This window comes from Chryseobacterium sp. VD8, from assembly GCF_037149975.1.
GTDB lineage: Bacteria > Bacteroidota > Bacteroidia > Flavobacteriales > Weeksellaceae > Chryseobacterium > Chryseobacterium indicum.
The window spans coordinates 1-12,086 of the sequence record NZ_JBBCQL010000137.1 but is presented as its reverse complement, the minus strand read 5'-3'; the positions used below and the strand labels follow the sequence as shown (position 1 = coordinate 12,086).

Genomic DNA, 12,086 nt, shown 5'->3' with positions numbered 1-12,086 from the left:
CCGCTGAAATTTCAGAAAAATCTGTAAACCGAAATTTCCGGAATGAAAGGATTCAGAAAAATTACGATGCCCATCCACAAAACGTCGGCTATTATCATAAAGGAACCAGACATCATTAATTCAATAATAAAGTCAATGCAGTAATTGCATTGACTTTCTTATATATTTGATTGATTTATATCTTATTTCATCGGAGGATAATTCTTCATGATCTCTGCCATGATCTCAGGAATTTGCTTTTGTTTCGCTTTAGGTCTGTCAACAGAAATTCCGCTTCCGATTCCCTGCCAAACAAGTTTATTGGTTTTAGCATCTACCAGATCCACAATAATTGCCCCTTCATTATAATTGCTCGTCCATGTTCTGTTAATGCCGATTCCCCATCCGAAAGGTCCGCCCCAACCCCAGGCTCCGTAAGGTGAAGTGGTGGTAACGTCCGTTACTTTTTTATGGTTGGCTTTTACATTTACAATCAGATCAGGATTTTCTCCGGATTGAAGACCTTTGCTTTGAAGCTGTCTCGAAAGCTCATTCAAAACTCTGTCTTTATCAATATCATTTAGTTTTAAATCATCAATTCTTAATTTATAAGTTTTGTATGAATTAAAATTTGCCGTGTCCGCATAGTCAGAACGTACGTTGAAAGGACTGCAAGACGTTAAACCCAAAGTAGCCGAAGCCAACAGTAAGAAGATATATCGCTTCATTTTATTTATTTTTTTTATCGTTTTTAATAAATGTATCGGTCTTTTTATCGTATCCGTAAGGACAATGTCTACAGCCACTTTTACAGCAATGTCCTCTCTTCAGATGAAACTTTTCCGTAAAAACTTTATAACCCTCCTCGTTGTAGTAAAAGTCTTCACCTTCTTTGATGTCAAAAAGTGCCATAGGTTAAATCTCTAAGTCAAAAAACTTTATATTTGTTAGTATGATAATTATATGCCAAAAGCCTTTAAAAAAATTAAAAATCAACGGCATTGCTCTGTTCCCTTTTATCTTCATTAGGAATCCCGAAGATAAGAAAAATAAAATATTGATTAATCATGAAAAAATACATTTAAGGCAACAGTTGGAAATGCTCATCATTTTTTTCTACATTTTTTATGTAATCGAATATTACTACTGGTTTTTTAAACTGAAAGACAGTTATCAGGCGTACAAAAGAATCTCCTTTGAAAGAGAAGCCTATTCCAATGAACTTAATCTGAATTATCTCAGGAAAAGAAAGTTCTGGAGTTTTCGAAAATACCTTTAAAATCAGGAATGGTTAACGGACAATGGTTGTGAGAGATTAGATTTCCGGTAATTCGAGATAAAATTCCCCTCCTTTGGAGGGGTGGCGAAAATTCGAAAGAATTTTTGACGGGGTGGTTAAATAAGTAAAAATAAAATTACCCATTTTTATCTTCAATGATAAACCTCACCTGTCCAAAGCAAGACTAAACACCCAAAAAACACTATTTTTGTAAAAAAGATTCAGCCTAAATGGTATTAAATGTTCCATCCGAAAAAATCCCGATTCAGGAAATTCCCATTGATAAAAAGGTAAAACTTTTTATGAAAAGGGAAGATCTAATCCATCCGCAGATTTCAGGAAATAAATACTGGAAGCTTTTTTTCAATATTAATAATTATCTCTCAGGAAATCCTGAAAAACCCTACATCATTACTTTTGGTGGTGCATTTTCAAATCATATTTCTGCGGTTTCTGCAGTCGGAAATTTAGCTGGAATTCCGACTTTGGGAATTATAAGAGGAGAGGAGCTGAAAGATAAATGGCGCGACAATCCGACTTTACTTTTTGCTAAAAGAAACGGGATGAATCTGCAGTTTGTAACCCGCGAAGAATACCGCCACAAAGAAAAACTGACTGAATTTTTACAAAAAGAATTTCCTGAAGCGCTTATCGTACCGGAAGGAGGAACCAATGAAGCCGCTGTACAAGGTGTAAAAATGATGCTGAATGACGATACAAAAGATTTTGATTATCTTTGCACCGCAGTCGGAACAGGAGGAACGGTTGCAGGAATTTTAAAATTCAGTGAAGAAAATCAGAAAGTTATAGGATTTAAAGCGGTTGATGACGATTCGCTGGAAAATAAAATTTCAGAACTAACTTCTAAGAAAAATTTTGATCTAATAAATTCAAGTTTTGGAGGTTATGGTAAAATAAAGGATGAAAATATCCGTTTTATCAATGATTTTAGAGAGAAATACGGAATTCCGCTGGAACCGGTCTATACAGGAAAGATGATGCAGAAAATTTTCGAATTGATAGATGAAGATTATTTTCCTGAGAACAGCAAAATTTTGTGCTTCCACACCGGCGGTTTGCAGGGGATTGAAGGAGCCAATTTGCTTTTAGAAAAACAGAACAGAAATTTAATTATATAATCTAAATTGAAAAACATGAAAAGACTTTTCACCATCGTAAGCCTTTTAGTTTTATCAAAATTCTCAGCCCAAACCTGGGCAACCGAAGATCAGTACATCCAGAAGTTTGCAAAATATGCAGTGGAGGAAATGGAAAAATATAAAATTCCTGCTTCCATCACGCTTGCACAGGGACTTTTGGAAACAGGAGGCGGACAAAGCCGATTGGCTCTGGAAGGCAAAAACCATTTCGGTATTAAATGTAAGGAAGACTGGACCGGAAAAACCATGAAGCATACCGATGATGCTCCGAACGAATGTTTCCGGGTTTATGACGATCCGAGACAGTCGTATGAAGATCATTCTATCTTTTTATCAACAAGGAAGTATTACGCCAATCTTTTCAATTTAGATATGAAAGATTACAAAGCGTGGGCAACAGGTCTTAAAAAAGCAGGTTATGCAACAAATCCCCGCTACGCTTCCATATTAATCGGAAAAATTGAAAGGTATAAATTGTACGAATTCGACAATACCAATTCAAAAGAAGCTTTATACGCCGTTCTGAAACTGTATCCGGATCTGAAAGACGACAGAACTTTCATGGCTCAGCTGGAACCTGAAAAATATACAAGAAAAGTAAAAGAACCTGTAACCGTTGAAGTTCCTTACAAACAGACTTCTTACGCTCAGCAACAGAAAAGAGTGGAAAGAATTAAAACAAAAGCAGAAATTCTGAATACCATTTTAATTAAAAGTCATCCGAATGACGGATTAAAATACATCATCATTCCTGAAGATACTAACGTAGAATTCATTGCCAAAAAATTCAAAATCAGTGAAAGCAAACTGATGAAATGGAATGAACTGGAAAGTGATGTCCTGAAGAAAAATGAAATTATTTTCCTTGAATCTAAAAACTCAGACGGAAATACTGCAACCTACAAAGCCGAAGCCGGTGAAGATATGCATGATATCGCCCAGAAATTCGGAATTAAATTAAATAAATTATATGCTAAAAACAGAATGGATGAAGGACAGAAACCTTCTGCCGGACAAGTAATTTATTTGATTGATAAAAAACCCAGAAATTAATTTTCGTTGATGGTTTATAGTTGTTGGTTGATGGTTAAAACTAACAGCTATAAACTGTTAACCAACAACTACATATGAAATACCAAAGAAGTTCAGCTTTATTCGAAGAAGCTTACAAATACATTCCGGGAGGGGTAAATTCTCCGGTGAGAGCATTCAAATCTGTAGGAGGAGTGCCTGTTTTTATGAAATCTGCAAAAGGAGCCTATCTTACGGATGCGGATGACAATACGTACATCGATTACATCAATTCGTGGGGACCTGCCATTTTAGGACATACACATCCCGAAGTTTTAGAGGAATTAAAAATTCAGGCTGAGAAAGGATTCTCTTTCGGAGCTCCGACAGAACTGGAAACGGAAATCGCAAAATTCATTACAGAAAACGTTCCGAATGTAGATCAGATCAGAATGGTTTCTTCCGGTACGGAAGCTTGTATGAGCGCGATCCGACTCGCAAGAGGCTTTACAGGAAGAGATAAATTTATAAAATTTGAAGGCTGTTATCACGGTCATTCAGATTCATTTCTGATAAAAGCGGGAAGCGGTGCTGCAACTTTCGGAAATCCGAATTCACCGGGTGTAACGGCTGGAACAGCAAAAGATACTTTACTGGCAAGATATAATGATTTTGAACAGGTTGAAGATCTTTTCAGACATAATCCGGGTGAAATTGCAGCAGTCATTATTGAGCCGGTTGCCGGAAATATGGGTTGTGTTCTGCCGGAAAATGAATTCCTTCAGAAGTTAAGAACAATCTGTGATGAAAACGGAGCTTTATTAATCTTTGATGAGGTGATGACGGGTTTCAGACTTGCTTTCGGGGGAGCTCAGGAATTGTACAATGTAAAAGCAGATCTGGTAACGTACGGAAAAGTAATCGGAGGCGGACTTCCGGTAGGTGCTTTTGCAGGAAGAAACGAAATTATGGATCATCTGGCTCCAAAAGGAGGTGTTTATCAGGCAGGAACATTAAGCGGAAATCCGTTAGCCATGAGAGCCGGACTGAAAACTTTACAGTTAATTAAAAATGATCCTGAATTTTTCAACAGACTGGCAAAAACAACAGAAACCTTAGATTTTGAAATCGGCAAAATTTTAAACGAAAAAGGAATTGCCCACAAAATCAACAGAAAAGGATCGATGATGTCAGTTTTCTTCCATATCAACAGTGTTTCTAATTTTGATGAAGCACAGGAAGCCAATCATGCATTGTTTAATAATTTCTTCCATCAGATGCTGCAAAACGGAGTTTATCTTCCGCCGAGCGGTTATGAGACTTATTTCATCAGTGATGCGATTAAAGACAGAGAAATAGATATGACGCTGGAAGCAGTTAGAAAATTCGAATATTCTTAGTTGAAAAAATATTAAAGGATCGATGATTTCAATCCTTTGTTGAAACAGCATCGGCTTCAGATTTATCTGAAGCCGATGTTTTTATTTTAGACCATAAACTTTTTACTGTAAAGTAGACCAGCCGATTGCCCAAGCCGGATTTCCCAATTTGTTTCCTGCACCTAAAGCATCCGATTTCTCGTTGTAGGTATTGCTTAAAAGTGTTACTGTAGAGCCGGAAGTAGAAGTGGCAGTTACTTTATTCGTAACGTTCGTATCAAAAAAGGCATCTTTAATTTTACTTTGTCCGTTAAAATAAGTTACAGTAGGATCACTTTCAATAGAAAATCCGTTCGTCCAGTTAGAAACCACTACATTTTCAAAACTAGCATACGTTCCGGAATATAATCTGATGGCTTTGGATTCTCCGGAGGTTCCGCCCAAAAGCGTTACATTTTTAATAGTAGGTTTTGAGACCGGAGTTGCTGCAGTATTCGAAGCATTGTTAAGCCCTTTTATTGCAGTATTTCCAGAACCGTTTGTTTTTCTTTTAGTGAAAATATTGGTAGCGGTTCCGATCCATCCGTCTGTCCATACAAAAGCATCATCCTCGCTTCCGATGGAGACGATATTGGAAAGATTTACCGTTCCTCCGTACATCTGGATTCCGTCTTCAGCACTATTAATCAAAGCAACATTCTCAACTTTTGTATCGCTGCCAACTCCAAAAAGAGAAAGTCCGTTGAATTTTACACTGGTAGAAAAAGTGATTCCTGCATTTTCGATTTTTACATATGTCAGAGAACCGGAATTATCTGTTGCCGAAGTTCCTCCGTAAGCAGAATTTAAAATTTCAGAAGTATTGGCTGCACCGGTATTTACAGGAGCTTTTCCGCAGATAACAACGCCGCCCCAGCTTCCGGAAGTTTCTGTAGAAGAACGGAAAGAAACGGGTGAATTAAGGGTTCCGTTTGCAAAGAGCTGCCCTCCCTGCTGCACCAGAAGATAAGATGCTGCACCCGCTGTGGCAACAATTCGCGTTCCCGCCGGAATAACAAGTTTTCCTCCGTTTTTTACAGTAACAGCACCGTTAAGTACGTATACTTTTGTGGCATCCAGTGTTACAACCTGTCCACTGGTAACCTCCCCCTTGAAATTACCTGGATCTTTTGCAATCCCTACCACCGGAATAGTGGCAACGTCATCATCTTCTTTATTACAGGAATGAACAACAAGTGAGGTACTTATAATAAGGGCTGCTAAAATATGCTGAAAGCGGTTTTTCATAATGTTTTTAGATTTTACTTCTTTAAACAGATTTTTAAAGATCTGTGTTTTATTTGAAAAGACCAAATTACCATTTTTCTTCTTATTTTCCCAATGGTATTTTTTGCTGAATTAAATTTACTTACTCATGAAAGCGGCATCGGAAAATTTTTTCCGATGCCGCTTTTGAATTTAATATGAAGAAACTAATTACTATTACAAATTGTAGTTTGTCCAGCCTGCGTACCAAGTATCGGTAGCATCTTTAACAGCTCCTCTGTAAGTTACTGCCGTAAACCAGCTGCTTAACTTTGGATGAGTAAATACACCTCCTGTTAATAATGGAGATCCTGAAGCTGGAGAGAAGTTCGGAGTTGTTCCTGCCGGTGCCCAAGCTCCTGTTAATTTAACGTCAGCAGAATAAGTCAGCGTAGAATTTCCGTTTGAGTTATACCAGTTCGTAAGATCTGTTAATGAGAAAGTCGTAGGCGTTGTAGTAGATCCTGCGAATTTTAACGGTGTAATATTTCCTGCTAAAATATTGTTTTGGAATACTAAGCTTGAATTTCCGATGTTATTGTCTGTAGGAGTACCTTTTGTAGCATCAATAAATAAACCTACCGGATATCCTGTGAATACAGAGTTGAATACAGAAATCGCAGAATTTCTTCTTATTTGTAATGCATTCTGGAACAATGCGTTAATTGTACCTGCATTTGTACTTGTAGAATTAGAGTTTACAGGTCCTATAATCGTCATGTTTGAGAATGTTGCACCCGTTTGAGGAGTTAAAGAAGATCCGTTAGCGTCATTGTCTGATTCAAAAGCGTTAGATCCTGAAACGTCTGCTACCTGAGAATCTCTTACGCCGATACCGAACTGAATTTTTCCTGAGAAACCGTTATCTGTATCAAAATCATCATCAAGACCTTTATAGGCAATAAGGTGAGAACAGTTTACCGTTCCTCCAAACCATTCGAAACTGTCATCGTTTGCATAAGCAACTTCTACATAATCCACAGTTGTTCCGTTACCTACACCTCCGAAAGTAATTCCGTTGATCTCTTTATCCGGTAAAAATGCATACCCTGCATATTCTACTCTTACATATTTTAATACACCACTGTTGTCTGCTGCATTCGTTCCTCCGTAAAGACCTAAACCTTCACTGTTGTTGATTCCTCCTTCGATTTCACCTACACCAGCCTGACCATTGAAAGAAGAATTGGTAGGAGCAGCTCCTAAGATTACAAGACCTGCCCAGTCTCCTCTTTTCGGACTTGGTTTTTCAGAAGTGAAAATAATCGGGTTCGCAGCTGTACCTTCTGCCATGATCTTACTTCCTCTTGTAATAATCAATGCTCCGTTTTTATCCGCTTCCCCTACGATTTTAGTTCCCGGTTCGATGGTTAAAGTAGCACCGTTTGTTACATATACCAATCCTCTCAACTTATAGATATTGTTAGCTTTAAGAGTAAGATTTGAAGTAATCTTTCCTGAAAGAATAAGATTTTCAGTGCTTCCGCTGCCTGAGTTCTGAACTATAGTTTGTCCATCTTCTTCTATGTTTCTACATGCTGTAACAGTAGTTGCTAAAGTACCAAGCATTAAAGAGTATAAAACAAATTTTTTCATGTTATAAAGACTTATTATTTTTATTAGATAATTGATTTAATTGTAATTAGAAGTTGTATCCGAGAGTTAAACTGAAGTTTGTTCCTGTTACTCTGTCGATTGCCAGTGCATCAGCACTGTCGTATTTTTTATTGTTGTTCAGATCATGATAGAATTTCGCATGACGGTTCAGGATATCCGAAACATTCAGCTTAATTTCTCCCTTGTTCTGCCATAGTTTTTTAGCGATCTGGAAATCAAGAAGCGGTCTTGGATTTTCCCAGATTGGCGGAACCTGATCATTTCCTACATAAAGAATTCTTCTTCCAATCATATTAAAAAGTACTGTTGAAGACCATCCGGATTTTTCAGAATCATACTGCATGCTTAAGTTTACGGTGTAAGGAGACTGTCCCTGCATTGGTCTGTCTACATTGGTTGCAGCATCTGTTACCCTGTTTTTAATTAAAGCAAAGTTACCTCCCAGTGTAAAGTTTTTAAATGCACTTACAAAGTCCAGTTTCTTTCTGAATTCTAATTCCGCTCCATAAGCATCTGCCTTGTCTACATTTAAGTAATTGAATGTATTACTGGTTCCCACTCCGGATTGGTTGAAATATAATTCGATAGGATTTTTAAAGTTTTTATAGAATCCTGCAACCGAAAGAATTTCCCCGTTTCTAGGATACCATTCCCAACGAACATCCGCATTGGTAATTTTTGTTCTCTGGATATATTTATTACCGATTACGGTAGCTCCCAAATCAAAATCATAATAAGCTAATGGAGAAACCTCTCTGAATTCAGGTCTTACTACAGTCTGTGAACCTGCAACACGTAAATTCATGTTATTGGTAAGCTTGAATGTCATATTCAAAGCAGGTAAAAAGTCTGTAACACGGGTATTTACAAAACGGTCGTCGCTTCTTTTCGTGCTTCCTACCAACTGATCGAAGTTTTCAACTCTTAATCCCCAAACTGCTCTGAACCATGAAGTAAAGTTGTTATCCATCTGCAGATACCCTGCATTTAAAATCGTATTTGCGATATATCTGTACTGGTTTCCTGCAATTTCGTCGAAAGTAAACTTGTTTCCTGTGGTACCGAAATTTTCAGAATTGAAAATAGTTTCGAAAGGTTGTGAAAGCAATGACTGATTGTATCCTGCAAGTCTTACAGAGAAAGGTCTTGAGTTGTAAACCCTGTCTTTCACCTGAAATAAATATCCTCCCTTAATGGTTTGTTTCTGGCCTCCGAACATTTCGAAAGTTTTGGAAACATCACCTCCTGCATTGTATAAATAATCGCTAAGTGTAGAGTAGAATACACTTCCTGATTTTTGAGAAAGACCGTTAGAGATCAAAGCCAGATAAGGGCTTCCGCTGATATCCGGATATTGATTGTACTGTAAACGCTGTAACAACGGAATGTACTGATCCAGGATTCCGAAACTGCCGTACCAGTTAACCGTAAAACCGCCTAGAGCATCAATCTTATGAGTTCCGTTAAGAGTAGAGTTATAGAAAGTAGTTTCTTTAAATCCAATCTCTCTTGCCATGATATTTGTTCCGTTTACCGGATCAAATTCAAAATCTTTTCCTGTTCTGAAAGACATATGGTTTACCGTATTGTTGGTAATAATGTTTTTCAGGGAGATTTTGTTATTATTATTCAGCTTCAATGTTAAATTTAAGAGACCTCCTAAAATAACATCATTCTGATATTTTTCTGTATAGTAATCGAAGTTGGTATCTGCTTTCGTTCCGTTGATCGTGAAGAAGCTGTTTTGCGTTTCAATTCTTCTTTTATTGTTGCTGTAGTTTAAAACTGCAATTACTCCCAGATCTTTCCCAAAAACTTTAGTATTGAAACCACCATCAAGCTGTAAGCTTATATTCTGTGGAAAACCATTCGTATCATACCCCAGATTTTTCACATATTTTCTTCCATAATCCGTTTTATCTGCATCACTAAGAAGCGTGAAAGAATTCTTGGCAGGCATTCCCGCAGGAAGTTTTCTTGTTCCGTCATCAATTCCTAAGAAATCCCACTTTCCTCCTTTCTGCATTTTAAATTCCTGCCCCATTGTAATGGAATTTCCTCCTACACCCACTTGCGCGTTGAAGAAATTTTTATTGGGAATATCCTTAGTATTTACCTGAATTAATCCGCCTCCCCATTCTCCGGTATATTCCGGAATAAATGTTTTGTTGATTACCAGTGTTTCAATAACGTTAGCAGGAAAAAGGTCGAAAGAGAACGTTTTTCTGTCCGGCTCAGTACTGGATAACTGAATGCCGTTCAGCATTGCCTGATTGTAACGGTCAGATAAACCTCTTACAACAATATATTTTCCGTCAAATAAACTCACTCCGGAAACTCTTTTCAGAACTTCACCCGTGTTTCTGTCCGGACTTCTTTTAATAGCTTCCACACCAATCACCTGAGAAACAACACCTGCATTTCTTTGCAGACCGATGGTAGAAGCAATCGTTTCTTTTCGTGCGTTGGATTTAATAACAACCCCTTCAATCTGTTTTTCTTTTGCAGACGTATTAGGCTTATCTAAGACTATATCAAGGTGAGTATTGGCATCACTTTTTACAACAACTTCACTTATTTCTTTTCGGTTGTATCCGTTAGAAGTTACCGTGATGACGTAATTGGTTCCAGGGGGAAGGCTCAGAGAGTAGTTTCCGGAAATGTCAGTTGTTACTTCCTGATCATTTACCTTTATTTTTACCCCTTCAATAGGCGTGTTATCTTTCTCGTCCAGTACCCTGCCTTCTAGAACCTGGCTTTGTGCAAATGCATAGCCGGCGGAAAACAAGGCAAGCAGCATAATGCTCTTGTGGATTTGTTTTTTCATTTTTACTATATCTTACTCGATTCTTTCGGTGCAAAGGAATAAAGAATTTATGGGTTAGGTAGTTTAGTAAAATTTAATTTTTTCTTAACTAAACATTAAGAAAAGAATATAATTGTTAACTTTATGTGAACGATACCCGTTTTGTTAAACAGTGATTAAAATATTATTAACTTTGACTCGTAAAAATTAAAAATGAACCAAAAGAAAATCCTCTTAATCGACGACGAACTGGATATTTTAGAGATTCTGTCTTACAACTTGGAAAAGGAAGGCTACGACATTTATACAGCCACTAATGGAAATGAAGGTATCGACAAAGCGAAGGAAATTGTTCCGGATCTGATTTTATTGGATGTCATGATGCCCGAAAAAGACGGTATCGAAACCTGCCAGGAACTTAGAAAAATTAAAGAACTTCAAAAAACTTTAATAGTTTTTCTTTCTGCAAGAAGCGAAGAGTTTTCACAATTAGCCGGTTTTCAGGCAGGTGCAAACGACTACATTGTTAAATTAATCAAACCGAAAATCCTGATTTCTAAAGTAAATGCTTTATTGCAGTTAACTTCTCAGGTGTCAGACAACTCTAAATTAATTGAAATCGGAGATTTAATTATTGATAAAGATAATTTCAGGGTTTCTAAAAACGGACAGCAGTTTCTGCTTCCTAAAAAAGAATTCGATCTCCTGTATTTGCTGGCTTCCAACACAGAAAAAGTTTTCAAAAGAGAAGAAATTCTGGAAAAAGTCTGGGGAAATGACGTTATCGTGGGAGAAAGAACCATCGACGTTCACATCAGAAGACTGAGAGAAAAACTGGGAATCAATACGATTCAGACATTAAAAGGAATTGGGTATAAACTTATTGTTTAATACTCAATTTCAATTTCTTACCTTTACATCAACCAATAAAACTTTGTAAAATTGAAATTTTACAGACTTACCCTCGTCGCCTCTTGTCTTCTGACATTGGTGATGTTTCTTTTAGTAATCATTTTCGATTCACTAAAAGACATCTATTACAGTACACCATTCTTTAAAATCGGACTGATCATTTGTCTTGTCCTGATTTTTATCATCAATTATATCGTTTTAGAACTGTTGTTCAATTATTACGGTAAAAAGCAGGTTCGTGGTCTTTCACAGCTTTTGCCACAGGAAATTGTGCATGATGATGATGAAAATATCACCATTAAAGAACTGGGTGAAAGATTTTCAGACCTCAATCAAAGAAAAGTGACCGAACTGGATATGATGAAAGAAATGGAAAGTTACAGAAAAGAATACATCGGAAACGTTTCTCACGAGCTGAAGACACCCCTTTTTTCCATTCAGGGATATGTGGAAACGCTGCGCGATGGCGGAGTAGATAACCTTACGATCCGGGATAAATATCTGGAAAGAATCGATAAATCTGTAGAACGTTTAATTGCGATTGTAACGGACCTCGATATGATTAACAGGCTGGAAGCAGGAGAAATTAATCTTACCGTTTCTAAATTTGACGTAAATTTACTAATTAAAGAAATTTT

Annotated in this window: 11 protein-coding genes; 6 read left to right on the top strand and 5 right to left on the bottom strand. The window is 37.1% G+C overall.

What is annotated here, in order from left to right; all coding sequences use genetic code 11:
• Positions 1–182 precede the first annotated feature (182 nt).
• Both WFK35_RS14640 and WFK35_RS14635 read right to left on the bottom strand, forming a co-directional pair.
• A complete protein-coding gene (locus WFK35_RS14640; RefSeq protein WP_336733178.1) occupies positions 183–707 on the bottom strand; it encodes a DUF4136 domain-containing protein in 525 nt (174 codons plus the stop codon).
• A 1-nt stretch (position 708) separates the two neighbouring features.
• The gene (locus WFK35_RS14635; RefSeq protein ID WP_336733177.1) at positions 709–891 is read right to left on the bottom strand and encodes a DUF5522 domain-containing protein; all 183 of its coding nucleotides are present in this window, start codon (positions 889–891) and stop codon (positions 709–711) included.
• Positions 892–931: 40 nt separating this feature from the next.
• Here WFK35_RS14635 and WFK35_RS14630 point away from each other — a divergent pair, with 40 nt between their 5' ends.
• The 4 genes from WFK35_RS14630 to hemL all read left to right on the top strand — a co-directional run bounded on the left by WFK35_RS14630 (position 932) and on the right by hemL (position 4,829).
• Positions 932–1,258 (top strand): hypothetical protein, encoded by a 327-nt coding sequence (locus WFK35_RS14630; protein WP_214590507.1) that lies wholly within the window; start codon positions 932–934, stop codon positions 1,256–1,258.
• A 230-nt stretch (positions 1,259–1,488) separates the two neighbouring features.
• Entirely contained in the window at positions 1,489–2,397 is a 909-nt protein-coding gene (locus tag WFK35_RS14625; RefSeq protein WP_336733176.1) for a 1-aminocyclopropane-1-carboxylate deaminase/D-cysteine desulfhydrase, read from the top strand.
• Positions 2,398–2,412: 15 nt separating this feature from the next.
• Positions 2,413–3,471: a glucosaminidase domain-containing protein gene (locus tag WFK35_RS14620; RefSeq protein ID WP_336733174.1), complete on the top strand. Its 1,059-nt coding sequence runs from the start codon at positions 2,413–2,415 to the stop codon at positions 3,469–3,471.
• Between the two features lie 74 nt (positions 3,472–3,545).
• Positions 3,546–4,829 carry a glutamate-1-semialdehyde 2,1-aminomutase gene (gene hemL / locus WFK35_RS14615; RefSeq protein WP_336733173.1) on the top strand — a complete coding sequence of 428 codons (1,284 nt, stop codon included), beginning with the start codon at positions 3,546–3,548 and terminating at the stop codon, positions 4,827–4,829.
• 102 nt (positions 4,830–4,931) lie between these two features.
• On the opposite strand, the gene WFK35_RS14610 is transcribed toward hemL, so the two are convergent.
• The 3 genes from WFK35_RS14610 to WFK35_RS14600 form a co-directional block, all read right to left on the bottom strand.
• Positions 4,932–6,095: a hypothetical protein gene (locus WFK35_RS14610; protein WP_336733172.1), complete on the bottom strand. Its 1,164-nt coding sequence runs from the start codon at positions 6,093–6,095 to the stop codon at positions 4,932–4,934.
• A gap of 195 nt (positions 6,096–6,290) precedes the next feature.
• Positions 6,291–7,709: a hypothetical protein gene (locus tag WFK35_RS14605; protein WP_214590503.1), complete on the bottom strand. Its 1,419-nt coding sequence runs from the start codon at positions 7,707–7,709 to the stop codon at positions 6,291–6,293.
• Between the two features lie 46 nt (positions 7,710–7,755).
• Positions 7,756–10,557, bottom strand: a complete 2,802-nt coding sequence (locus WFK35_RS14600; protein WP_336690492.1) for a TonB-dependent receptor — start codon at positions 10,555–10,557, stop codon at positions 7,756–7,758.
• Between the two features lie 192 nt (positions 10,558–10,749).
• Between WFK35_RS14600 and WFK35_RS14595 the strand changes: the two genes are divergently transcribed.
• Both WFK35_RS14595 and WFK35_RS14590 read left to right on the top strand, forming a co-directional pair.
• Positions 10,750–11,427 (top strand): response regulator transcription factor, encoded by a 678-nt coding sequence (locus tag WFK35_RS14595; protein ID WP_076396546.1) that lies wholly within the window; start codon positions 10,750–10,752, stop codon positions 11,425–11,427.
• Between the two features lie 51 nt (positions 11,428–11,478).
• Positions 11,479–12,086: HAMP domain-containing sensor histidine kinase (locus tag WFK35_RS14590; RefSeq protein ID WP_336733171.1), on the top strand; the 608-nt coding region annotated here is incomplete at its 3' end.

What these genes read in the sequence shown, in the direction of transcription:
- WFK35_RS14640 (WP_336733178.1), bottom strand. Translation starts at nt 707, where the DNA reads ATGAAGCGATATATCTTCTTACTGTTGGCTTCGGCTACTTTGGGTTTA.
- WFK35_RS14635 (WP_336733177.1), bottom strand. Translation starts at nt 891, where the DNA reads ATGGCACTTTTTGACATCAAAGAAGGTGAAGACTTTTACTACAACGAG.
- WFK35_RS14630 (WP_214590507.1), top strand. Translation starts at nt 932, where the DNA reads ATGATAATTATATGCCAAAAGCCTTTAAAAAAATTAAAAATCAACGGC.
- WFK35_RS14625 (WP_336733176.1), top strand. Translation starts at nt 1,489, where the DNA reads ATGGTATTAAATGTTCCATCCGAAAAAATCCCGATTCAGGAAATTCCC.
- WFK35_RS14620 (WP_336733174.1), top strand. Translation starts at nt 2,413, where the DNA reads ATGAAAAGACTTTTCACCATCGTAAGCCTTTTAGTTTTATCAAAATTC.
- hemL (WP_336733173.1), top strand. Translation starts at nt 3,546, where the DNA reads ATGAAATACCAAAGAAGTTCAGCTTTATTCGAAGAAGCTTACAAATAC.
- WFK35_RS14610 (WP_336733172.1), bottom strand. Translation starts at nt 6,095, where the DNA reads ATGAAAAACCGCTTTCAGCATATTTTAGCAGCCCTTATTATAAGTACC.
- WFK35_RS14605 (WP_214590503.1), bottom strand. Translation starts at nt 7,709, where the DNA reads ATGAAAAAATTTGTTTTATACTCTTTAATGCTTGGTACTTTAGCAACT.
- WFK35_RS14600 (WP_336690492.1), bottom strand. Translation starts at nt 10,557, where the DNA reads ATGAAAAAACAAATCCACAAGAGCATTATGCTGCTTGCCTTGTTTTCC.
- WFK35_RS14595 (WP_076396546.1), top strand. Translation starts at nt 10,750, where the DNA reads ATGAACCAAAAGAAAATCCTCTTAATCGACGACGAACTGGATATTTTA.